At 68.2% G+C, this 22,426-nt stretch carries 23 protein-coding genes and 1 riboswitch; of the genes, 9 read left to right on the top strand and 14 right to left on the bottom strand.

Features of this window, described 5'->3' with window-relative positions:
- Nucleotides 1–14: 14 nt before the first annotated feature.
- From soxY to FL625_RS10705, 4 genes are all read right to left on the bottom strand, one after another.
- A complete protein-coding gene (gene soxY / locus FL625_RS10720; protein ID WP_149588665.1) occupies nucleotides 15–434 on the bottom strand; it encodes a thiosulfate oxidation carrier protein SoxY in 420 nt (139 codons plus the stop codon).
- Between the two features lie 41 nt (nucleotides 435–475).
- Nucleotides 476–901 carry a sulfur oxidation c-type cytochrome SoxX gene (gene soxX, locus FL625_RS10715; protein ID WP_235019381.1) on the bottom strand — a complete coding sequence of 142 codons (426 nt, stop codon included), beginning with the start codon at nucleotides 899–901 and terminating at the stop codon, nucleotides 476–478.
- A 154-nt stretch (nucleotides 902–1,055) separates the two neighbouring features.
- On the bottom strand, nucleotides 1,056–1,619 hold the full coding sequence (locus FL625_RS10710; RefSeq protein WP_200833930.1) for a SoxW family protein: 564 nt from the start codon (nucleotides 1,617–1,619) through the stop codon (nucleotides 1,056–1,058).
- Nucleotides 1,620–1,631: 12 nt separating this feature from the next.
- The gene (locus tag FL625_RS10705; RefSeq protein ID WP_149588663.1) at nucleotides 1,632–2,369 is read right to left on the bottom strand and encodes a cytochrome c biogenesis CcdA family protein; all 738 of its coding nucleotides are present in this window, start codon (nucleotides 2,367–2,369) and stop codon (nucleotides 1,632–1,634) included.
- Between the two features lie 83 nt (nucleotides 2,370–2,452).
- Here FL625_RS10705 and FL625_RS10700 point away from each other — a divergent pair, with 83 nt between their 5' ends.
- From FL625_RS10700 to FL625_RS10690, 3 genes are all read left to right on the top strand, one after another.
- Nucleotides 2,453–2,806 (top strand): thioredoxin family protein, encoded by a 354-nt coding sequence (locus FL625_RS10700; protein ID WP_235019380.1) that lies wholly within the window; start codon nucleotides 2,453–2,455, stop codon nucleotides 2,804–2,806.
- Between the two features lie 180 nt (nucleotides 2,807–2,986).
- Nucleotides 2,987–3,286 (top strand): ArsR/SmtB family transcription factor, encoded by a 300-nt coding sequence (locus FL625_RS10695; protein ID WP_354001251.1) that lies wholly within the window; start codon nucleotides 2,987–2,989, stop codon nucleotides 3,284–3,286.
- Between the two features lie 22 nt (nucleotides 3,287–3,308).
- Nucleotides 3,309–4,355 carry a YeeE/YedE family protein gene (locus tag FL625_RS10690; protein WP_200833929.1) on the top strand — a complete coding sequence of 349 codons (1,047 nt, stop codon included), beginning with the start codon at nucleotides 3,309–3,311 and terminating at the stop codon, nucleotides 4,353–4,355.
- 159 nt (nucleotides 4,356–4,514) lie between these two features.
- Here FL625_RS10690 and zapE read toward each other — a convergent pair whose 3' ends face one another.
- The 9 genes from zapE to FL625_RS10645 form a co-directional block, all read right to left on the bottom strand.
- On the bottom strand, nucleotides 4,515–5,600 hold the full coding sequence (gene zapE / locus FL625_RS10685) for a cell division protein ZapE (RefSeq protein WP_149588661.1): 1,086 nt from the start codon (nucleotides 5,598–5,600) through the stop codon (nucleotides 4,515–4,517).
- Between the two features lie 57 nt (nucleotides 5,601–5,657).
- The gene (locus FL625_RS10680) at nucleotides 5,658–6,605 is read right to left on the bottom strand and encodes a 1-phosphofructokinase family hexose kinase (RefSeq protein ID WP_149588660.1); all 948 of its coding nucleotides are present in this window, start codon (nucleotides 6,603–6,605) and stop codon (nucleotides 5,658–5,660) included.
- Between the two features lie 133 nt (nucleotides 6,606–6,738).
- A complete protein-coding gene (locus FL625_RS10675; protein WP_149588659.1) occupies nucleotides 6,739–7,692 on the bottom strand; it encodes an MBL fold metallo-hydrolase in 954 nt (317 codons plus the stop codon).
- Nucleotides 7,693–7,812: 120 nt separating this feature from the next.
- Entirely contained in the window at nucleotides 7,813–8,223 is a 411-nt protein-coding gene (locus FL625_RS10670; protein ID WP_149588658.1) for a metallopeptidase family protein, read from the bottom strand.
- Between the two features lie 85 nt (nucleotides 8,224–8,308).
- Nucleotides 8,309–9,109 (bottom strand): 2-oxo-hept-4-ene-1,7-dioate hydratase, encoded by an 801-nt coding sequence (gene hpaH / locus FL625_RS10665; protein WP_149588657.1) that lies wholly within the window; start codon nucleotides 9,107–9,109, stop codon nucleotides 8,309–8,311.
- On the bottom strand, nucleotides 9,106–9,966 hold the full coding sequence (locus tag FL625_RS10660) for a fumarylacetoacetate hydrolase family protein (RefSeq protein ID WP_149588656.1): 861 nt from the start codon (nucleotides 9,964–9,966) through the stop codon (nucleotides 9,106–9,108). The genes hpaH and FL625_RS10660 overlap by 4 nt, the downstream gene beginning before the upstream one ends.
- Nucleotides 9,963–10,943 (bottom strand): 3,4-dihydroxyphenylacetate 2,3-dioxygenase, encoded by a 981-nt coding sequence (gene hpaD, locus FL625_RS10655; protein WP_149588655.1) that lies wholly within the window; start codon nucleotides 10,941–10,943, stop codon nucleotides 9,963–9,965. The genes FL625_RS10660 and hpaD overlap by 4 nt, the downstream gene beginning before the upstream one ends.
- Nucleotides 10,944–10,955: 12 nt before the next feature.
- Nucleotides 10,956–12,461, bottom strand: a complete 1,506-nt coding sequence (gene hpaE / locus FL625_RS10650) for a 5-carboxymethyl-2-hydroxymuconate semialdehyde dehydrogenase (RefSeq protein WP_149588654.1) — start codon at nucleotides 12,459–12,461, stop codon at nucleotides 10,956–10,958.
- Nucleotides 12,458–12,850, bottom strand: a complete 393-nt coding sequence (locus FL625_RS10645; RefSeq protein WP_149588653.1) for a 5-carboxymethyl-2-hydroxymuconate Delta-isomerase — start codon at nucleotides 12,848–12,850, stop codon at nucleotides 12,458–12,460. The genes hpaE and FL625_RS10645 overlap by 4 nt, the downstream gene beginning before the upstream one ends.
- 202 nt (nucleotides 12,851–13,052) lie before the next feature.
- Between FL625_RS10645 and gltX the strand changes: the two genes are divergently transcribed.
- The 6 genes from gltX to gcvP all read left to right on the top strand — a co-directional run bounded on the left by gltX (nucleotide 13,053) and on the right by gcvP (nucleotide 21,697).
- Nucleotides 13,053–14,378, top strand: a complete 1,326-nt coding sequence (gene gltX, locus FL625_RS10640; protein ID WP_149588652.1) for a glutamate--tRNA ligase — start codon at nucleotides 13,053–13,055, stop codon at nucleotides 14,376–14,378.
- 76 nt (nucleotides 14,379–14,454) lie between these two features.
- The gene (locus FL625_RS10635; RefSeq protein ID WP_149588651.1) at nucleotides 14,455–15,855 is read left to right on the top strand and encodes an MATE family efflux transporter; all 1,401 of its coding nucleotides are present in this window, start codon (nucleotides 14,455–14,457) and stop codon (nucleotides 15,853–15,855) included.
- 87 nt (nucleotides 15,856–15,942) lie between these two features.
- Nucleotides 15,943–16,890, top strand: coding sequence for a Hint domain-containing protein (locus FL625_RS10630; protein ID WP_149588650.1), 948 nt, complete (start codon nucleotides 15,943–15,945; stop codon nucleotides 16,888–16,890).
- A gap of 84 nt (nucleotides 16,891–16,974) precedes the next feature.
- A riboswitch (glycine riboswitch) is annotated at nucleotides 16,975–17,075 on the top strand.
- 158 nt (nucleotides 17,076–17,233) lie between these two features.
- Complete coding sequence (gene gcvT / locus FL625_RS10625; RefSeq protein ID WP_149588649.1) at nucleotides 17,234–18,355, top strand: glycine cleavage system aminomethyltransferase GcvT; 1,122 nt, start codon at nucleotides 17,234–17,236, stop codon at nucleotides 18,353–18,355.
- Between the two features lie 10 nt (nucleotides 18,356–18,365).
- Nucleotides 18,366–18,725, top strand: a complete 360-nt coding sequence (gene gcvH, locus FL625_RS10620; protein ID WP_149588648.1) for a glycine cleavage system protein GcvH — start codon at nucleotides 18,366–18,368, stop codon at nucleotides 18,723–18,725.
- A 104-nt stretch (nucleotides 18,726–18,829) separates the two neighbouring features.
- A complete protein-coding gene (gene gcvP / locus FL625_RS10615; RefSeq protein WP_149588767.1) occupies nucleotides 18,830–21,697 on the top strand; it encodes an aminomethyl-transferring glycine dehydrogenase in 2,868 nt (955 codons plus the stop codon).
- Nucleotides 21,698–21,745: 48 nt separating this feature from the next.
- On the opposite strand, the gene FL625_RS10610 is transcribed toward gcvP, so the two are convergent.
- On the bottom strand, nucleotides 21,746–22,399 hold the full coding sequence (locus FL625_RS10610; protein ID WP_149588647.1) for a hypothetical protein: 654 nt from the start codon (nucleotides 22,397–22,399) through the stop codon (nucleotides 21,746–21,748).
- Between the last annotated feature and the right edge of the window lie 27 nt (nucleotides 22,400–22,426).

Raw genomic sequence — 22,426 nt, 5'->3', positions numbered from 1 at the left:
TCCTGTTCTCTGTCTCAGCCGCCGCAGCCGCCGATGGTGACCTTGACGGTGGCCTGGGCCTGGACGATCGAACCGTCGGCCATCTTGGCCAGGGCGATCACGTCCTGGGTCTTGGCCAGACGGATGCGGGTGGCGGCGAACTGGCGGCCGGCGGCCGGACCGAAGGTGAAGGTGGCCACCGCCGGTTCCGGGTTGCCGTTGGCCAGAAGCATGATCGCCACTGCGCCGGGCGCATCGACCGAGACCGGAACCGTGTTGCCGTTCTCTGCGATCTCCGGGGTGGTCAGGGTGATGCCGCCGCTGCCGGGGGCCGCCCCGCCGGTGAAGGCGGTGGTCAGCTCCTCGATGGTTGCGGCGGCGGACAGGCCGGGCATGGCGGCGAAGGCGATGCCGCCGAGGCCGAGCGTCAGGGCTTTGCGTCTGCTGAGGGTCACGGGAAATCTCCTGTCTGTCTGGGGCCGGTCGGTCGGGCCCATCATTCCTTGAGGGTGAGCAGGTAGGCCACCACATCCTCGATCTGCTGGCCGGTCAGGATCGGGGGCAGGTCACCCTCGGGCGCCTTGCCGGTATAGCCGGCCCCGGGGCGGATGAACCCTTCGGTCTTGTAGAAGGCCGGCATGAAGGTGCCCTCGAAGGTCATCTTGGCGTTGGCAACGATGCCGCGGAGTTCCGCTTCGGACCAGCGGCTGGCCACGCCGTCCAGCGGCGGGGCGATGTTGCCGGGAAACTGCACGTCCGGCAGGGCGGCAATGGTGTGGCACGCGACGCAGTTGCCCAGGGCATTCGTCGTCATCACCTTGATTCCATTGGCAGGATCGCCCGGGGTCCCGGTCAGGGACGCCTCGATCTTGCCTTCGTTGTAGACCACGTCCTTGGGCGCGACCTCGGCCAGGGCTGGCATCGCAAGAGACAGCAGAACCGCTGTCGCCAAGCAAGGCTGGCATGTCATCTTCATCCTCCCTGTATTCCTCCGCATACGACTATGAGATGAATCGGAAGGTCTCGCAACAAAAATATAGCAGGAACCCTATATTGCTATGTTCCTAAGAACTTGGCTAGGGCTGCTGCCCCTGCGACATGCGTTCGGCGACGAATTTCTGGAAGTTCTCGCCCGACTCGTAGCCGTGGTCGCGCACCCAGATCAGCAGGGCCTCGGTCGTGCCCTTGCCGAAGGATCCGGGCATCATCGCAACGGCGGCCTCGGGCGTAGTCGCGCCTTCGGGCACCTCTTCGGGCAGGAAGATCAGCGTCGGCGTGAACATGACGCCCCAGCGCATCGCCATGGCCTTCTCCGACAGGACGGTGCCGTCAAAATCGGTCACTTCCACATCTCCGAACAGGTTAAGCTGCACCACGAAGTAATGCTCGCGGATCAGCGCCTCGATCGCGGGGTCGGTGAACACCTTCTCGTGCATCTCGGTGCAATAGATGCAGCCGCGCTGTTCGTAGATCAGCATCAGCCGCTTGCCCTCGGCATTGGCCTCGGCCAGGTCCTCGCGCAGGTCCTTGAAGGTCTCGCGCAGCCATTCGGGCTTGTGCAGGCCGTCGTCGCCGAGTTCGACAGCAACGGCCGGGGTGGAAAGGGCAAGGGCGGCGGCAAGTGCAAGGCGGCGCAGCATCGGTGTCTCCTGTCAGGTCAGGGTCGCGGACCAGTCGAAATTGCGGATCATCCAGTCGGCGATCAGATTCACGGTGTTGGTGGCAATGAGGATACCGAAGACGATCAGCATCACACCCATCGCCTTTTCCACATGGCCCATCAGCGCGCGGTGGCGGGCGACCCAGGCCAGGAACGGCCCGGCGAAGAGCGCCGCCACCACGAAGGGCAGCGTCATCGACAGGCCATAGACCAAGAGCAGCATCCCACCCCGCCACAGGTCGCCCATCCCCGAGGCGACCATCAGGATCGCCGCCAGCGCCGGGCCGACGCAGGGCGTCCAGCCGAAGCCGAAGGCAAGCCCCATCAGGTAGGCCCCGGCCAGGGTGCGCGGGTTGCCCGCGCTTTCCACCCGCGCCTCGCGGTAGAGAAACCCGATTCGCAGCACGCCTAGGAAATGCAGCCCGAAGAGGATCAGAACCGCGGCGGCGACATAGGACAGCGGCTCCTTCCACTGGGCAAAGCTGCGGCCAAGCGCCGTCGCGCCAAGGCCGAGCAGGACGAAGATCGTCGTCACCCCCAGTGCGAAGGCCACCGCCTGCACCACCAGCCGCACGCGCGCGCCCGGGGCCACGGTGCCGCCCTCGCGCAGCTCGCGCACCGAAAGGCCCGCCATGTAGGACAGATAGAACGGCACCATCGGCAGGATGCAGGGCGACAGGAAGGACAGCAGTCCCGCCAGCGCCGCGCCGCCGAATGATATGTCCAGCATCGCCTCTCCTCCCCGGGAAGCGCACCTTGCCGGAAGGGCAAAGGTAGATTACGATAGTTCTATGTTTCTATGAGGCTGTCAACGTGGCTGCTCGCCTTCTGCTGATGCTCGGTCTCCTGCTGGCGCCGCTCCGGGCGGGGGCGGAGGGGCTGGAACTCCTGATGTTCGAGCAGCCCGGCTGCATCTACTGCGCCCGCTGGGACCAGGAGATCGCGCCGCAGTATCCGCTGACCGCCGAGGGCAAGGCCGCCCCCCTGCGCCGCCTGCAACTGCGCGAGCCCCTGCCCCCCGACCTGACGCTGGATGCGCCGCCGGTCTATACGCCGACCTTCGTGCTGGTGGCCGCCGGGGTCGAGACCGGCCGGATCGAGGGTTATCCGGGCGCCGATTTCTTCTGGCCGCTGCTGGCGGAGCTGATCACCGAGGCGGCCGACTGAGGCAGACATGCCGCGCCCGAGGGCCTACGACATGCACGGCTCATGATCGAGGGTTGCCCTTTCGCCGGGGTGATAGCATTACGGGCGGGGGGAGAAGTCGGGGACAGGACCAGGGTGGACAAGCCGCTTCCGCCGACAGAGGAATTGGCACAAAGCGCCGCAGCGGGCGAGGCTCCCGACTTGCGCGGACTGGTTGCTTCCGCCGAAGAGGCCTCGACCCTTCTGAAGGCCATGGGCCACGACGGGCGTCTCACGATCCTGTGTTGCCTGCGAACCGGGCCGAAAAGCGTCACCGAACTTGAAAAGCTGTTGTCGGCGCGTCAGGCTATCGTCAGCCAACAACTGGCGCGGCTGCGGCTGGAGGGGCTGGTCAGCGCCCGGCGCGAGGGTCAAGCGATCTTCTATTCGCTGCTCGATCCGAAGGCTGCGGCGATCATCGAACTGCTCGCCCGACTCTACGACGGGACCGACCAGGGCTGAGCGGACGGCAAGGAGAGGGCGAATGCTGGATGCGGTTCCGATTGGCGTGCTGGCGGCCCTTGTGGGCCTTGCGGGCGGGCTGGTGCTGGGCCTCGCGGCGCGGCTGGGCGACTTCTGCACGCTCGGTGCGCTGGAATCGGCGGCCTATGGCGGCGACCAGACCCGGCTCCGGCTCTGGGGCATCGTGCTGGGCGTGGCGATCCTCGCCACGCAGTTCGGCGCGATGGCCGGGCTGATCGACCTGTCGGCCACCTTCTACCACAGCCTCGAATGGAACGCGCTCGGCTCGGTCCTGGGCGGGCTGGTCTTCGGCTACGGCATGGCGTTGGCCGGCAACTGCGGCTTCGGCGCGCTGGTCCGCTTCGGCGGCGGCGACCTGCGCTCGCTGGTCGTGGTCGTGGTCATGGGCATCTTCGGCTTCATCGCGCTCTCCGGCCCTCTGGCCCCGCTGCGGGTGCTGCTCTTTCCGCAGCCCGAGGCGACCGGGCCGCAGGGCATCGTCCATGACCTCGGCCAGCTGGGCATGCCGCCCGTCCTGGTGATTGCCTGCATCGCGCTCTTCTTCCTGGCCTGGGCCCTGGCGCACAGGGACCTGCGGCAGAGCCCGCGCCAGATCGCCTGGGGTGTCGCGGCCGGGCTGGCCGTGGCCTGGTGCTTCATGGGCACGACCTGGCTTGCCGCCGAAAGCCTGGGCGAGGTCGCGGTCGAGGGCCCCTCCTTCACCGCGCCGGTCGGGCGGACGCTGATCTTCCTGATGACCTCGACTGCCGGCGGCATCACCTTCTCGGTCGGCTCGGTGGTCGGGGTGATGGTCGGCTCGCTGATCGGCTCGACCATCCGAGGCATGTTCCGCTGGGAAGCCTGCGAGGACCCGCGGGAACTGGGCCGCCAGGTCGGCGGCGCTGCGCTGATGGGAATCGGCGGCGTGGTCGCGATGGGCTGCTCGGTCGGACAGGGCGTCACCGGATTCGCCACGCTGGCCTGGTCGGGGCCCGTCACGATTGCCGCGATTGCTGCCGGCGCGCTGCTTGGTCTCCGCCGCCTGATCGCCGGGTTCCAGCCAGAGTAGGCGCCATTCCGCACCTTGCCGCCCATCCCGATCCAGCGCCATGCGCCGGGCAGAACGCCGGCCGTGAGGGCTCGGGCGGTCGTTCATCCTGGGGGGCCCCCGGCTGGAGTGTGGCGATTGCGTCCTGCCCCCGCTTCGGGTGAGTGCCTTCCCTTGACCTCACAGCTGATGGCCCCAGTCCGCGCCCTGCATCTCGCGCAGGCGGCTGGCGGTGCGTTCGAATTCGAACGAGCCCTCGCCTTCGAGGTAAAGCCGTTCCGGCACGTCGGCTGCCGAGGCGATCAGGCGGACCTTCGCCTCGTAGAGCGCGTCGATCAGCGTCACGAAGCGTTTCGCCTCGTTGTAGTTCGCCGAGGACAGTTGCGGGATGTCTTCCAGGATTAGCACCCGGACCGCGCGAGCAATGGCCAGATAGTCGGCGGGCCCGAGCGGTTTCGAGCACAGGTCCCAGAAGCTGGCGCGCCCGATCCCGCTGGCAAAGCGCGGCAGGACGACCTGGCGGCCGTTGACCTCCAGCGCAAGGGGGGCTTCCGGGGCGCCGCCGGTCAGGTCGGTCCAGATCGCGGCGATCTCGGCCGTGGCGGTGCGAGCGGGGTGGAAATAGACCTGCGCGCCTTCCAGGCGGTGCTGGCGATAGTCGGTCGGACTTTCCAGTTCCACCACCTCCAGCTTCTCCTCCAGCATCGCGATGAAGGGCAGGAACAGCGCCCGGCTGAGCCCGTCCTTGTAGAGGTCGACCGGCGGGCGGTTCGAGGTGGTGACGATCACGATGCCGGCGGCGAAGAGCTTTTCGAACAGACGGCCGACGATCATGGCATCGGCGATGTCGGTGATCTGCATCTCGTCGAAGGCCAGAAGGCGCAGGTCGCGTGCCATCTCGGCCGCGACCGGGGCCAGTGCGTCCTCGACCCCGCGTTGCCGGGCGGCATGCATGCCGCGGTGCACCTCCTGCATGAAGGCGTGGAAATGCACGCGACGTTTCTGCTCGATGGCGGTCGCCTCGGTGAAGAGGTCCATCAGCATCGACTTGCCGCGCCCGACCCCGCCCCAGAGGTAAAGGCCGCGCGGCGGGGCGACGGGCCTCGCGAAGAGGCCGGCGAACAGGCCGACGCGGCGGGTGGCATTGGCCTCGAGCCAGCTGCGCAATGCCTCGAGCCGGGGCAGGACGGCATGCTGGGCCGGATCGGCCCGCAGGCTGCCTGCTGCCACGCGGGCCTCGTAGATCTCGGTCAGGGTCTGGCGCATGGGCCAGACTTAGCGGCGGGCGCAGGGCAAGGGAAGGGCGCTTGCCCGGTCAGGCCGTCAGGCGGCGCTGACCACGCATTCCGGCAGAAGCCGCATCACGTCCTCGGGCCGGCAGAGCTGGGTCGCGTCGGTGGTGACGGCGGCCGAGGCCGCGGCCGATCCCATGGCCAGCGCCTCGGCGTTGGACTGGCCGCGGGCAAGGGCCAGGACGAAGGCAGCGACGAAACTGTCGCCGGCGCCGACGGTGGACTTGACGCGCACCTTCGCGGCCCTCGCGAAGAGCCGCTGCCCGGCATCGGCCAGCACGTTGCCCTCGGCCCCGCGCGCCACGATCACCGTCCTGGCGACGCCCCTGTGGACCAGCGACTGCGCGAATTCCGCGGTATCCTGCAGCGTGGGCAGCGGACGCCCGGCAAGCTCTTCGCCCTCGGGGCCGTCCATGCGCAGAACCTCAAGCCCGGGGATCGGATGGCGCACCGCCTCGGACAGGGTTGCGCCCGAGGTGTCGAGCACCACGCGCGATTCCGGCATCGAGGCCGCCAGCTGGGCCGGGAAATCGACCGGCACGCCCGGCGGCTGGCTGCCCGAGATCACCGAGATCCCACCGGGACGCGCGGTGGCGCGCAGAAGGGTGAAGACGCGGGCGCGTTCCGCCTCGCCCCAGACGGGACCGGGCAACATGAAGCGGTACTGCTTGCCGGTGGTCACCTCGTTCACTGTCAGCGACTGGCGCGTCTCGCCGGGGCCGAGGATGGACAGGAAGGTGACGCCTTCCGCCCGGATCAGCCCGGCCAGCCGGTCGCCGGTCAGCCCGCCGATCGCCACCAGCGCCAGGCTGTCGCCGCCCAGCGCCTTGATCGCGCGGCTGACGTTCAGCCCGCCGCCGCCGGGATCGAGCAGGGGCTCGGTGCAGCGCAGCTTCTGGCCGGGGATCAGCTCGTGCACCTCGGTCGCCATGTCGAGCGCGGGGTTCAGCGTCAGGGTCAGGATCGGGGCTTGGGTCATGCGGCACCTGTTCGTGTTACCGCTATCATAAACCCTTCGCGCCGAAATGGAACCGCCCCCGGCACGCGAGGCCGGGGGCAAAAGTTTTCGAAAACTTTTGCCAGAATCCTTCGAAGGATTCTGGCTCCCGCACTCAGCCGTTCAGCATCAGCTGGTAGCTGGCGGGCACATAGCGGAAGCCCTCGCCCATCGCCTCGACATAGCCCACGCCGGGGAAGGGCATGTGGTAGCCGATGAAGGGGATGCGGTCGGCGGCGATCTGGCCGAAGACCCGCTTGCGCGTGGCTGCTGCGGCGGCCTTGTCCATGTCGAAGCGAACCTCCCAGTCGGGTTTCTGCAACGACCAGACATAGTGGTTGGCGGTATCGGCGGTGATCATCAGGCGCTGGCCTTCCGATTCCACCTGATAGGCCATGTGACCGGGGGAATGGCCGAAGGCGGCCATTGCAGTGATGCCCGAGGCAACCGAGCCGCCATCGTCGAGGAAGGCAAACTTGTCGTTCAGGGGCTTCACGTTCCTGTCGAAGCCTTCGTTCGCAGCGCCCGACCAGTGGTTGTGCTCGGCGGCGCCGGTGACATAGCGCGCATTGGCGAAGGTCGGCGTGGTGCCGTCCGCGCCCATCAGCCCGCCGATATGGTCGCCGTGCATGTGGGTCAGCACGACGACATCCACCATGTCCGGCGTCATCCCGGCGGCGGTCAGCGCGGCCAGCGTGGCCTCGGCGGCAAGGCCGGTGTCGAACAGCACGATCTCGGCCCCGGTATTCACCACGGTGGGCGTGAAGAAGTTCTGCGTCCGGTCGGCGGGGATGAAGTTTGCCGCCGACAGCGCGGCAAAGTCTTCGGGGGAGGCGTTGGTGCCGAAGGTTTCCTGCGGATTGTCGCCGGCGCGGGTGCCGGCGAGCAGCGTCGTGACCTCGAAGGCGCCCAGCTTGAAGCGGTTCCAGGGCGCGAAGCCCGAGCCCTGCATCTTCTCCTGCGCCGCGGCGGGCAGGGGCAGGGTGGCGGCAAGGGGCAGGGTTGCCGTGGCGAACAGGGCCTGACGGCGGGACAGGCCGGTGGTGCGGCCCGCGACGTGGTCGGTCATGGTATCCTCCATGCTGTTGATAGCGGAAGGATAGGCCGGCTTCCGCCTGCGGCAGGTCACAGGGCCGTCATCTCGGGGGCGCTTCTGCACATGCCCTGTGCATCAGGGCCGGGAACCCACTTATTCCCACCAGCGGTCGATGGCGGCGATCTGGTCGTCGGTCCAGCCGAAATGATGCGCCAGTTCGTGCACCACGACATGCCCGACCAGATCCTGGATCGAGACATCGCCGCGTTCGGCCCATTCGTCGAGGATCGGACGGCGGAATAGCCAGATGACATCGGGGCGCGTCACCTGCTCGGCGGTGGATTTCTCGGTCAGCGGGATGCCGTCGTAGAGGCCGGTCAGGTCGAAGGCATCCTCGATGTCCAGCTCCTCCAGCATGGTGTCGTCGGGAAACTCCTCGACCCGCAGGCGGACATGGGTCGCGGGTTCGCGGAAGGGTTCGGGCAAGGTGGAAACCGCCTCGTGCGCCAGCTGTTCGATGAAGGCGAGCGAGGGGGCGATGCTGTCGGGTGCGGGATTCGTCATCCGTCAGAGATAGGAAGGAATTCCGTGGGGTTGAAGGGGCGGGCAACGCATTTTGCCGCGGCAGGGGCGGAGCCTGGGCGGCGCCTCAGCCGAAGGCCAGCCCGACCGCACCGAAGGGGCCGAAATCGGCGTGGAACCGGCTGCCGGGCGGGGCCTCGACGGGCCGGATGAAGGACCCGGAAAGCAGGATCTGACCAGCCTCGACCCCCTCGCCATAGCGGGCCAGGCGATGGACCAGCCAAAGGATCCCGGTCACCGGATCGTTCAGCACGCCTGCCCCGAGGCCGGTTTCCTCGACCACCCCGTCGCGGGTGACGATGGCTCCGACCCAGCGCAGGTCGAAGGCATCGGCGGCATGGCGTTCGGGTCCCAGCACGATCCCGGCATTGGCGGCATTGTCGCTGACCGTGTCGGTGATGATCCGCGCCCGGCCCGTCGCCGGATCGGCGCGCAGGATGCGGGTGTCGAGGATCTCGAGCGCGGGGGCCACCCAGTCGGTCGCGGCCAGCACCTCGTCGCGCGTCACCTCCAGCCCGTGCAGGGGGGCGCGGGTGGCAAAGGCGATCTCGGCCTCCACCCTGGGCTGGATGAAGCGGCCCCTCGGCACGGTCGCGCCATGGGCAAACAGCATGTCGTCCATAAGCACGCCGGAATCGGGTGTGTCGATCCCCAGCGCCTGCTGCATGGCGCGGCTGGTCAGGCCGATCTTCCAGCCGATGACCCGCGCCCCCGCCGCGCGTTTGCGCGCGACCAGCGCCGCCTGCACGGCATAGGCCTCGTCCAGCGTCATCCCCGGATGGAGAAGCGACAACAGCCCGCATTGCCGGCCGGTCCGTTCGGCCTGAAACAGCATCTCGGCGGCGGCTTCGATCTCGGGCCCGTTCATTCGTCGGCCACCCCGTTGCGCAGCGTCCCGATCCCCTCGGCGCTGACCTCGACCACGTCGCCCGGTTTCAGCCAGACCGGAGGCTCCAGCCGCGCGCCTGCGCCGGTGGGCGTGCCGGTGACGATGATGTCCCCCGGCACCAGCGTGGTGAAGGTCGAGATATAGGCGATCTGCCGTGCCACCGGGAAGAGCATCCGCCCGGTGCGGTCCGACTGGCGCGGCGCGCCGTTCACGCGGGTCTCCAGCGCGATGTCGAGGATCTGCGCCGGGTCGCGGAAGGGCACGAGCCAGGGCCCCATGGCGCCCGAGCGCTCCCAGTTCTTGCCTTGCGTGACGTTGAACTTGGCATGTCGCACCCAGTCGCGGATCGTGCCTTCGTTGCACAACGTCAGCGCGGCGATATGGGACAGCGCCTGCGCCTCGGGGATGCGGCGACCTGCCGTGCCGATGACGACGGCGATCTCGCCTTCGTAGTCGAGCTGGTCGCTTTCCGGCGGGCGGATCAGGGGCGCGCCATGCCCGGTGAAGCTGCGGGCAAAGCGGGGGAAGAGCGACATGAAGGCCGGCGCCTCCTGCCCGTCGCGGTATTCGGCGTTGCGGTCGGGGAAGTTGACGCCGACGCAGATGATCTTCTCGGGGTCGGGCACGGGGATGTCCCAGGCGAAGCTGCCCTCGGCATGGCTGGCCGGGCGGCCGGCGGCGGCGTTCAGCACCCGGTCGATGGCCCCGGCCTCGATCACGCAGCGCAACGTTTGCCACTGGGGGAACTCGTCCGACAGCGCGACCACCCCGCCCGGCGCGGTCACGCCCCAGAGCTGCCGCCCGTTCGCGGTGAAGGTGACGAGATTGCCGGTCATGGCGCGACGATCGGGGTGGCCTTCAGGTCGCTCTCGGCCAGCGCCGCGCCGTCAAAGGCGGACCCCAGCTCGAACCAGGAGCGCGGCGCCGGGGCGCCCCAGAGCGTCTGGCGCTGCGGATCCTTCAGGTCCCACTTGATCGGTTCCAGGTCCGGGTCGCAGGTCTGGTAGTCCGAGCAGTAGAGCTCCGTCCGGTGCCCGTCCTTGTCGCGAATGTACAGGAAGAAGGCGTTCGAGATGCCGTGACGGCCCGGTCCGCGTTCGATATGGGCAAGGTAGCCGGTGGTGGACATCAGGTCGAGAAGGTCGATGATGTTCAGGGGGGTCGGCACCCAGAAGGCGGTGTGATGCAGCCGCGGCCCGGTGCCGTTGGTGAAGGCGATGTCATGCACCCCGCCCTTGCGGTGCATCCAGGCGGCCCAGGTGCGGCCCGTCTCCTCGTCGGCGGTGTATTCGGTGACGCGGAAGCCCATGTCGCCGTAGAAGGCCACCGCCTGATCGACATTCGATGAGAACAGGTTGAAATGGTCGATGCGCAGCGGCTTGACCCCGCGATAAAGCCGATACTGCTGATGGATCGGGGGCAGACGGTCCATCTTCGCATAGAACTCCAGCGGCACGCCCCAGGGGTCGCGCGTGGCCAGCACCCGCCCCATGAAGGGGCGTTCGGTCCAGGCGACCGGCAGGCCCCGGCCCGCGAACCAGTGCGCGGCGCGGTCGAGGTCCTCTTCCGACCAGACCTTGAAGCCGAGGGTGCCCACCGAAGGCTCCGCCGCACGGCGCAGGATCATCGAGTGATGCCCGCGCTCCTCCATCCCGCGCAGGTAAAGCGCGTCGGGGACTTCGTGCGTGACCTGAAGGCCCAGCGTATCGACGTAATAGGCGCGGCTCCAGGCCAGGTCGGTGACGCGCAGCTCGACATGGCTGAGGCGGACGATGTTGAAGGGCGGGGTCAGGTTCGGGGCGGGAATGGGCATCGGTCCTCCTCCTCAGGCGCCGAGACGCGGGATCCGGTGCGATCCCAGCGCGAAGGCCACGTTCTTCTGTTCCATGTAGAATTCGAACGACCAGTCGCCGCCGTCGCGGCCGATGCCGCTGGCCTTGACCCCGCCGAATGGGGTGGGCAGGTGGCGGACGTTTTCCGAGTTCACCCAGATCATCCCGGCTTCCAGCCGGTCGCTGAAGCGGAGAGCGCGAGTCAGGTCGTTGGTCCAGACATAGCCCGTCAGGCCATAGGCAACCCCGTTGGCGATGGACAGCGCCTCTGCCTCGTCCTTGAAGCGGATCGAGGTCAGGAAGGGGCCAAACACCTCTTCCTGGGCGATGCGCATGTCGGGGCGGGCCCCGGTGAAGAGGGTCGGGCGGAGGAACCAGCCGGTCTCGCCGACGCGCGTGCCGCCTGCGGCGAGCGTCGCGCCCTCGGCACGGCCGAGCGCCACATAGGACGCGACCTTGTCGAAATGGGTCTCGTGGATCAGCGGCCCAACCTCGGTCGCCGGGTCCAGCGGGTGGCCGACGCGGATGCGGTTCACCCGCTCCACCAGCCGGGCGTGGAAGCTGTCGGCGATCGAGTCCTGCACGAGGAGCCGGCTGGAGGAGGTGCAGCGTTCGCCGTTCAGCGAATAGATCATGAAGATCGCCGCATCGAGCGCCCGATCGAGATCGGCATCCTCGAACACGATGACCGGGTTCTTGCCGCCGAGTTCGAAGTGGACCCGTTTCAGTGTCTCGGCCCCCTGGCGCATGATCGCGCTGCCGGTGCGGCTTTCGCCGACGAAGGCGATGGCGCGGATGTCCGGGTGTTCGGTCAGCGCCCGGCCCGCGCCTTCGCCCATGCCGTTGACCAGGTTCAGGACGCCGGGGGGCAGGCCGGCCTCGTGGCAGATCTCGGCCAGAAGGCGCGCGGTCAGCGGCGAGAACTCGGCCGGCTTGTGGACGACCGTGCAGCCGGCGGCCAACGCCGGGGCGATCTTCCAGGTGGACAGCATGAAGGGCGTGTTCCACGGGGTGATGACCCCCACCGGGCCGATCGGATGCCGCGAAGTGACGTTCAGGTGGTCGGGCGTGGGCAGGCTTTTCCCGTCCCGCGCTCCGGGGGCGAGGTCGGCGAAGAAGCGGAAATTCTCGGCCCCGCGCAGGGCGGCCTTGGACATGAAGCGCCAGGCCTGCCCGGTGTCCCAGCATTCGCAGAGCGCGATTTCCTCGGCGCGAGCCTCGATGAGGTCGGCGATGCGGTGCAGGATCGCCTTGCGTTTGTCGCCCGGCAGGGCCGCCCAGGCAGGGAAGGCCGTCTTCGCCGCCTTTGCCGCGCGGTCCACCGTCTCGACCGTGCCCAACGCCACGCGGGCGATCAGGCTTTCATCGACCGGAGAGCGGGTCTCGAACCAGTCCTCCCCCGCCACGTCCTGCCCGTCGATCAGGTTAAGGATGCCGCCCGCGCGGAAGCGCGCGAGGTGGCCGGCAAGTTTCGCCTGATGGGTGGCTAGGTCGGTCACTGGCTGTCTCCCGGCAGGTAGCGGCGGATGGAGGAGGTCTTGGGCGAAAGTGCGGGGTCGATGTCGCGCATCTCGAAGGACAGCATGAAGGAGGAGGTGGCAAGGACCTCGGCGCAGAAGGTTTCGGCGGCGGCGAAGATCTCGGCCGTGGCGCGGGCCTTGTCCTCGGCGCTGCGCCCGCCGCGAAGCCGGAGCGAGATGTCGAGGAAGGCGTGGTCCGGGTTGCCGTCGGCGATCACGACATGGGTGCAGGCCGTGGCGCGGACGCGTATCCCGGCGAGCGGCAGGATCCCCGTCGCGGCGGCGGCATCGCGCAAGGTCCGGCAGAGGCCCGCGATGTCGAGGCGGTCTTCCAGGTTCGGGGAATAGTCGATCTGGATATGCGGCATCGGTGCGGCCCGGTTGATACTTGCTTTGTTAAGTAAAAAGCGGACTATGTCAACCGGAATGTGCGGCGGCCGTAGGGGGAGCCGCCGCCGGGGGCATCGAACCCCCGACGGCGGCGCTGCCGCGGACCGGGACTGTGCGGCGGGTCAACTGGACAAATCCGGGGGCTTGTGACAGGGAAGGGCGGTTCAAGGAGCCGCCCCGATGACCGTCACCACCCGCTTTGCCCCCTCGCCCACCGGCTGGATCCATGTCGGCAACCTGCGCACCGCGCTGATGAACTACCTCATCGCGCGGCAGAACGGCGGCACCTTCATCCTGCGGCTGGACGACACCGACCAGGAACGCTCGAAGCAGGAATACATCGACGGGCTGAAGGAGGATCTGACCTGGCTGGGTCTGACCTGGGACCGGGTCGAGCAGCAGTCGAAGCGGCTTGCCCGCTATGCCGAGGCCGCCGAGCAACTGAAGGCCGCGGGGCGGTTCTACGAATGTTTCGAGACGCCGGTGGAGCTGGACCTGAAGCGCAAGAAGCAGCTGAACATGGGCAAGCCCCCGGTCTATGACCGGGCCGCCCTCAGCCTGACCGAGGACCAGAAGGCCGCCTACCGCGCCGAGGGGCGGCAGGGCTACTGGCGCTTCAAGCTGGACCAGGAGCGGATCGAATGGACCGACGGGATCATCGGGCCGATTTCCATTGATGCGGCCTCGGTTTCGGACCCGGTGCTGATCAAGGCGGATGGCCAGGTGCTCTATACCTTCGCCTCGTCGGTGGACGACGTGGACATGGGCGTGACCCACATCGTGCGGGGGGCGGACCATGTGACGAACACCGCGACGCAGATCCAGATCATGAAGGCGCTGGGCGGCACGCCGCCGACCTTCGCGCACCATTCCCTCCTGACCGGGCCGCAGGGCGAGGAACTGTCCAAGCGGCTGGGGGTTCTGTCCTTGCGCGACCTGCGGGCGCGGGGGGTGGAGCCGATGGCGCTTCTGTCGCTGATGGCGCGGCTGGGGTCGTCGAAGCCGGTGGAACTGGCCTCGAGCATGGAGGAGCTGATCGCCGGGTTCGACGTGGGCTCCTTCGGGACCGCGCCGACCAAGTTCGACGCCGAGGACCTGTTCCCGCTGACCCGCCACCATGTCCAGTCGCTGCCCTTCGCGGCCGTCAAGGACCGGATCGCGGCGCTGGGCGTGCCGGAGGCCGAGGCCGAGGCCTTCTGGGCGGTGGCCAAGGGCAACATCACGGTGCTGGCCGATCTGGGCGACTGGTGGACGCTGTTCCGCGACGGGGCCGAGCCGGTGGTGGACGAGGCCGACCGCGACTTTGTCCGGCAGGCCCTGGCGATGCTGCCGCCGAAGCCCTGGACGCAGGGAACCTGGGGCGAGTGGACGGCCGCTGTAAAAGAGGCCACGGGCCGCAAGGGCAAGGATCTGTTCCGCCCGCTGCGCCGGGCGCTCACGGGGCGCGACGCTGGGCCCGAGATGGCCGAAGTCATGCCGCTTCTGCGCAAGGTGCCGAGCGTCTGAGCCCTCGGGCAACCGCCGGGGGCCGTCTGCCCCCGGACCCCCGAGGATATTTGGGAACGGAAGAAGGGGCTGGCACATGGCCGGGCCGCAGGCGAAGTTCGTCGAGGGGAACCTGTTCCGGCATGTGTCGGTGATGGCTCTGACCTCGTCGGTCGGGCTGATGGCGGTCTTCGTCGTCGATCTGGTCAACATGGTCTACATCGCCCTTCTGGGGCGCGAGGAGCTGGCGGCGGCGATCGGCTATGCCGGGGCGATCCTTTTCTTCACCACGAGTTTCGGGATCGGCATGTCGATCGCCGTGGGCGCCCTAGTCGCACGGGCGCTGGGCGCGCGCGATCCGGCGCTGGCGCGCGAGAAGGCGACGACCGGGCTGGTGCTGGGCTTCGTCTTCGGCTCGCTGTTCGCGGCGGTGGTCTGGCTGGCGCTGTCGCCGTTGGTCAGCCTTCTGGGCGCCACGGGCGAGACGCATGACCTGGCGGTGCATTTCCTGGCCATCGTGGTGCCTTCGCAGCCCCTCTTGATGGTGGGCATGGTGGGCGGGGCGATCCTGCGCAGCCATGGCGATGCGCGGGCGGCGATGATGGCCACGGTCTGGGGGGCGGTGGCGACGGCGGTGCTGGACCCGATCCTGATCTTCGGCCTGGGGTGGGAACTGACCGGGGCCGCGCTGGCGAGCGTGGCCGCGCGGGTGGTGATCGCGGTGATGGCGCTGCGGCCGATCACGGCGAAATACGGCGGGTTCGACCGGCCGACGCCGGGACAGGTGGTGGCCGACATGGGGCCGGTCTGGGCGATCGCGGTGCCTGCGATCCTGACCCAGGTGGCAACGCCCGTGGGCCAGGCCTTCGTCACCCGCGCCACCAGCACCTATGGCGAGGCGGCGGTGGCGGGCATGGCGATCGCGGGTCGCCTGACACCCGTAGCCTTCGGGGTGATCTTCGCGCTCTCCGGTGCCATCGGGCCGATCATCGGGCAGAACTTCGGGGCCGGCCGGATGGACCGGGTGCGTCGGGCCTTCCTGGACGGGCTGGTGTTTACCGGACTGGTGATCCTGGTGGTCTCGGCCCTGCTTTTCGCGCTGCGGGCTCCGATCGCGGATGCGTTCCGGGCCGAGGGGCTGACACGCGACCTGGTCTACCTGTTCTGCGGGCCCTTGGCGTTGCTGTGGTTCTTCAACGGGATGATCTTCGTCGGCAATGCGGTCTGCAACAATCTCGGGCGACCCTTCTGGTCCACGGTGGTGAATTGGGGCCGGCACACGCTGGGGACCGTCCCGCTGGCCCTGTGGCTTGGCAGTCTTTGGGGGGCGCAGGGCGTGCTGGTCGGGCAGGCCATCGGCGGGGTGATCTTCGGGCTGGCCGCGGCCTGGCTGGCCCTGGTGGCGATCCGGGCCCCTGCCGTCACGCCCGGCCCCGGTCGCACCGGATCGCTGCCCGAGACGGAACCGATGGCCGGCCCCGGCGCACGGCGCGTCTGAACGGCACATCGCTGCGCGGACGTTCGTGTTAAGTTCCGGTCAACGGCTTGATGCTAAACCGATCCCGCAACGGACGAGGAGGTGTCGATGGCAAAGACCGGCCACAGACTGCCCGAGCTGGTCAGCAACGCTTCGCGCCAGGGCGCGGCGCCGGGCGACCCGACCGAAGGTGGGGATCGCGACCACGTCATCCCTTGCGGCGCCGGAACCGAGAAGCCGTTCGCGGGCGAGCGTCGTGACGTCTTCGTTGTGGGGGACGGAGACGTCTCCGGGGGCGACAGTGCAGACGGCGGCGGCGGTCGCGGCGACCACGGTCGGCTGGATCTTCTGGGAAACGACTGGTCCGGGGGCCGGGTGAACTGCATCGGCGGGGACCGGAACACCGGCCTTGTCACCTTCCATGACCGGTCAGGTGCGGTCCCCGGCGCGATGAGCCTTGCCGAGATCGAGCACCTCATTCCCTGCTTTTCCGCCGGCACCCTGATCGAGACGCCCGAGGGGCCGCGCCCGGTCGCAAGCCTGCGCCCCGGCGATCCGGTCCTGACGCTGGACGATGGGCCGCAGCCTGTCCGCCGGATCGCCCGGCGTGCGGTCGGGCTGGCCGAGGTTCTGGCCGATCCCGGCCTGAAGCCGGTCGAAATCCCGCCCGGCGCCCTTGGTCCCGGTCTGCCGGAACGCGTGATCCGGGTCTCGCCGCAGCACCGGGTCCTGTTCGGTGGCGCCGTCTGCGAGCTGCTTTTCGGCGCCGAAGAGGTGCTGGTTCCCGCCATCCAGCTCCTCGGATGGCGCAACGTCAGACAGCGGATGCAGGCGTTGACCTATGTGCAGATCATGTTTGATCGCCATCAGATCGTGCGGACGCAGGGGCTCTGGCTGGAAAGTCATCAGCCGAGCCGGCATGGGATTGCGGGCATCCCCGATGCGCAGCGTGCAGAAATGCTGCGATCGTGCCCTGAGCGCGAAGGGGCCGGATCCTGCCAGGCCGCGCGGATGACGCTGAAGGACTACGAGACGCGGGTGCTGCTGGCGTCCTGATCCGCCACCTTCGGGGACCGCGCGGCATACCATCGTATCCCGTTTTTCGCTTGCCCGCCCGCGGGGCGATGGGCTAATCAGACGCTGTCAGGTTCGGGAGAATCCGTCGGGCTCAACAGGGCCGTCGGTGCCGAAGGAGCAACCGCCCCGGTAAACTCTCAGGCGCAAGGGACCGTAGCTGACGACAGACTCTGGAGAGTTCCCGGCCGGGTCCGGGACGCCGAAGGGATAACGATCTCAGGCGCACCTTGGGGTGCAGGGACAGAGGGGGCATCGAGGGGTGGGGATTGGCCCGCCTGACGGTGCCGGTGCGTTTCTCCGGCCAGACATGGGAGGGGCGGCCATGGCCGACCTGGAAGAGCAGGAGCTTCTTCACCTGGGGCTGGAGGCCCTGCATGAAGAATTGGGCGGCAAGATGGTGCCCTTCGCGGGCTACCGGATGCCGGTTCAGTACCCCGAGGGGGTGCTGAAGGAACATCTGCACACGCGCGCTGCGGCGGGTCTGTTCGATGTCAGCCACATGGGCCAGGTCATCCTGCGGCCGAAGGGGACGATCGACGAGCTGAAGCTTGCCTTCGAGGCGCTGATGCCGGTCGACGTCCTTGGTCTCGCCGAAGGGCGGCAGCGGTATGGCCTCTTCACCAATCACGCGGGCGGGATCCTCGACGACCTGATGTTCACCAACCGCGGGGATCACCTGTATGTCGTGGTCAACGCGGCCTGCAAGGCGGCGGACATCGCCCACATGACGGCGATGATGCCGGGGGTTGCGGTGGAACCGGTGACCGACCGGGCGCTCCTTGCGCTCCAGGGCCCGGGGGCCGAGGCGGCGCTCGAGGCGCTCGTCCCGGGCGTCGCCGCGATGCGCTTCATGGATCACCGGGTGATCGGCGAGATCTGGGTCAGCCGGTCGGGTTATACCGGCGAGGACGGTTTCGAGGTCTCGGTCCCCGAGGCGCAGGCGGAGGCCTTCGCGCGACGGCTGCTGGCCCAATCCGGAGTGGCCCCGATCGGCCTTGGCGCGCGCGACAGCCTGCGACTGGAGGCGGGGCTTTGCCTCTACGGCCATGACATCGACACCGCGACCAGCCCGGTCGAGGCCAACCTGACCTGGGCGATCCAGAAGTCCCGCCGCGCGGGCGGCGCGCGCGAGGGCGGTTTCCCGGGTGCGCAGCGGATCCTGCGGGAACTGGCCGAGGGGCCGGCGCGGCTCCGTGTCGGCCTGAGGCCCGAAGGCCGCGCGCCGATGCGCGAGGGCGTGGAGCTTTTCGCCCCGGATGGTACGCCTGTCGGAAAAGTGACCTCCGGCGGGTTCGGACCTTCGGTGAATGCTCCGATTGCGATGGGCTATGTTGCCCGCGCCCATGCTAGCATCGGCACCGAACTCATGGGCGAGGTGCGCGGCAAGCGCCTGCCCGTGACCGTGACCGAGATGCCGTTCCAACCGACAACCTACAAGCTCTGAGGACTGACCGATGAAATACACCAAGGAACATGAATGGCTGCGCGTCGAGGGTGACCTCGTGGTCGTCGGCATCACCGAACATGCCGCGACCCAGCTGGGCGACGTGGTCTTCGTGGAACTGCCCGAGCCCGAGACGCAGGTGGCCGAGGGCGACGAGGTCTGCGTGATCGAAAGCGTCAAGGCGGCAAGCGACATCCTGGCCCCGGTGGACGGCGAGATCGTCGCGGTGAACCAGAAGCTGGTGGACAACCCTGGGTTGGTGAACGAGGACCCGACGGGCGCCGCCTGGTTCTTCAAGATGCGGGTCGATGACCTGTCGGTCCTCGACCAGTTCATGGACGAGGACGAGTATCAGGACCTGATCGGCTGACCTGCACCGCGCCCGGTGTGGACCTCGCGCCGGGCAAAACTTTTCGAAAAGTTTTGCAAATTCCTTCGAAGGAATTTGTCCGCCCCATGCCAGAGGCCCGCGCCATGACCTTCACGCCCACAGACTACAACCCCTACGACTTTGCCAACCGCCGCCACATCGGTCCCTCGCCGGTCGAGATGGAGGAGATGCTGGCCGCCGTCGGTGTCCGAACCCTGGACGAACTCATCGACCAGACCGTGCCGCCGTCGATCCGGCAATCCCAGCCGCTGACCTGGGCTCCGCTTGCCGAGCATGAGCTGCTGGCCCGGATGAAGGAGGTCGCTGCGAAGAACCGCGTGATGACCTCGCTGATCGGCCAGGGCTACTACGGCACCGTGACGCCACCGGCGATCCAGCGGAACATCCTGGAGAACCCGGCCTGGTACACGGCCTACACGCCCTATCAGCCCGAGATCGCGCAGGGCCGGCTCGAGGCTCTCCTGAATTTCCAGACCATGGTCTGTGACCTGACCGGCCTGGACGTGGCGAACGCCAGCCTGCTGGACGAGGCGACGGCGGCGGCGGAAGCCATGACGATGGCCGAGCGGGTGGCGAAATCGAAGGCGAAAGCCTTTTTCGTCGACCGCTTCTGCCATCCCCAGACCATCGCCGTCATCAAGACCCGGGCGCTTCCCCTGGGGATCGAGATCATCGAGGACGATGTCCGCAAGCTTGATCCGAAGCAGGTCTTCGGCGCGATCTTCCAGTATCCCTCCAGCTACGGCCATGTAACCGACTTCACCCAGCGCATCGCTTCGCTGCACGCGGCGGGGGCCATTGCGATCATGGCGACGGACCTCCTCGCGCTGTGCATGCTGAAGGAACCGGGTGCGATGGGGGCGGACATCGCCATCGGCAGCGCGCAGCGCTTTGGCGTGCCGATGGGCTATGGCGGGCCGCATGCGGCCTTCATGGCGGTGAAGGATGCCCACAAGCGGCAGATGCCGGGCCGGATCGTCGGGGTGTCGATCGACGCGCAGGGGAACAAGGCCTACCGGCTGTCCCTGCAAACCCGCGAGCAGCACATCCGGCGCGAGAAGGCCACCTCGAACGTCTGCACGGCGCAGGCGCTTCTGGCCGTCATGGCCTCGATGTATGCGGTGTTCCACGGGCCGAAGGGCCTGCGCGCGATTGCGGAACGGGTGCACTTCCTGACCCAGCGGCTTGCCCGTGCGCTGAAGGCAGCGGGGGCGAAGGTTGACCCGAAGGCCTTTTTCGACACGATAACCATCGAGGTCGGCGTCGGTCAGGCCGGCATCCTTGCGGCCGCCCGCAACGAGGGGCTGAACTTCCGCAAGATCGGCAACGACCGGGTGGGCATCAGCCTCGACGAGACCACCGACGAAAGGGTGCTGGTCAAGGTCCTGCGCGCCTTCGGGATCGACGGCGTGCCGCCGCACCGCGCCACCCTGGGCTTCCCGGAAGAAATGCTGCGCACGTCGGACTATCTGACCCATCCGGTCTTCCACATGAACCGGGCCGAGTCGGAAATGATGCGTTACATGCGCCGGCTGTCCGACCGCGATCTGGCGCTCGACCGGGCGATGATCCCGCTCGGCTCCTGCACGATGAAGCTGAACGCGGCGGCCGAGATGATGCCGATCACCTGGCCGGAATTTTCGTCCCTGCACCCCTTCGTCCCGCGCGACCAGGCGGCGGGGTATCACGAGGCGATCAATGACCTCAGCCGGAAGCTGTGCGAGATCACCGGCTACGACGCCTTTTCGATGCAGCCGAACTCGGGCGCGCAGGGGGAATATGCGGGGCTTCTGACCATCCTCGCCTACCACCGGGCGCGGGGCGACCACGACCGCAAGGTCTGCCTGATCCCGACCTCGGCGCATGGCACCAACCCGGCCTCGGCGCAGATGGCGGGGATGGAGGTGGTCGTGGTGAAGTCGGCGCCGAACGGCGACGTGGATGTCGAGGATTTCCGCGCCAAGGCCGAGGCGGCGGGCGACAGGCTGGCGGCCTGCATGATCACCTACCCCTCTACCCATGGCGTGTTCGAGGAAACGGTGCGCGAGATCTGCCGGATCACCCATGACCACGGCGGGCAGGTCTATATCGACGGGGCGAACATGAACGCGCTCGTGGGCCTCGTGAAACCCGGCGAGATCGGCGGCGACGTGAGCCACCTGAACCTGCACAAGACCTTCGCCATCCCGCATGGCGGCGGGGGGCCGGGCATGGGGCCGATCGGTGTGAAGGCCCATCTCGCGCCGTATCTGCCGGGGCATCCGGAAACGGACAATCCCGAAGGCGGCGGGCTGAAGAGCACCGACCAGGGCACCGTGTCGGCGGCGCCCTATGGATCGGCCTCGATCCTGCTGATCAGCTGGGCCTATTGCCTGATGATGGGAGGGCCGGGGCTGACCCAGGCAACCCGCGTGGCGATCCTGAACGCGAACTACATCGCGGCGCGGCTTTCCGGGCACTACCCGATCCTCTTCATGGGCAACAAGGGCCGCGTCGCGCATGAATGCATCCTCGACACCCGCCCCTTTGCCGAGGCGGGCGTCACCGTGGACGACATCGCCAAGCGTCTGATCGACAACGGTTTCCACGCGCCGACCATGTCCTGGCCCGTGGCGGGGACGCTGATGGTGGAACCGACCGAATCCGAGACCAAGGCCGAGATCGACCGCTTCATCACCGCGCTTCTGTCGATCCGCGAGGAGATCCGCGCGGTCGAGAAGGGCGAGATCGCGGCCGAGGACAGCCCGCTGCGCCATGCCCCGCACACGGTAGCCGCGCTGGTGGGCGAGTGGGACCGCAAGTACAGCCGCGAGACGGGCTGCTTCCCGCCGGGGTCGTTCCGGGTGGACAAGTACTGGCCGCCGGTCGGGCGGGTGGACAACGTCTATGGCGACCGGAACCTGGTCTGCACCTGTCCGCCGGTCGAAGCCTACGCCGAAGCCGCGGAATAGGCGCAGCCCAGGAATTTTCGTCGAAAATTCCTGGGGTTGGTCCTGCCGTCAGGGTTGCGGTTTCGGCACGGGGGTGCCCAAGGCACCCCCGGGTCGGGGTGAAGCGCCCCCCTCCGCGCCGATGCCGCTGGTCCTGGGTTTGGTCAGGCCCGGCACGGCGGGCGGCGACTTGACTGCGGGCTCGCCTCCCGGCAGCCGGCCGGCCGCCGCGCCCTGCCTGGCCAGGCAGTCCTGCGCCTGCACCAGCGCCGGGCCGATGCCATCCACGTCGAACCCGTCGTCGATTCCCATGCCCAGCATCCGCAGGTAGCGGCCGCTGTTCAGGAAATCGACCGTCGCCTCGATCCCCGTGTAGGTGATCCCGCCGTAAGTCTCGTCCCAGGCTTCGCCCTTGCCGATCATCGGCAGGCCGGTTTCCATCATCACCCAGAGCTCGAAGGTCTGTCCCGGCTTGAACCGGACATCCGGCTGCGAAAGCAGGATCGACAGGGTGTCGTTGGGATAAAGCCCCAGCCAGAGCGTCTGGCCGTTCATGTAGCTGACCGTGGCGTAGCAGTACGAGAACTTGCCGTCGGCATCCGTATAGGCGCCCCCGATCCAGTTGCCGGCCTCGAACCCGGTTCCGGGGATCTCGCGGACCTGGGCATGGGCGGGGGCGAAGGTGGCCGTTGCGACGACCGCGGCAAGGGTGGGAAGGCGCATGTTCCGGTCCTTTGGCTGGGGGCTGGC

The organism is Tabrizicola flagellatus (assembly GCF_008271465.1).
GTDB lineage: Bacteria > Pseudomonadota > Alphaproteobacteria > Rhodobacterales > Rhodobacteraceae > Tabrizicola > Tabrizicola flagellata.
This window is presented reverse-complemented; position numbering and strand designations above follow the sequence as displayed.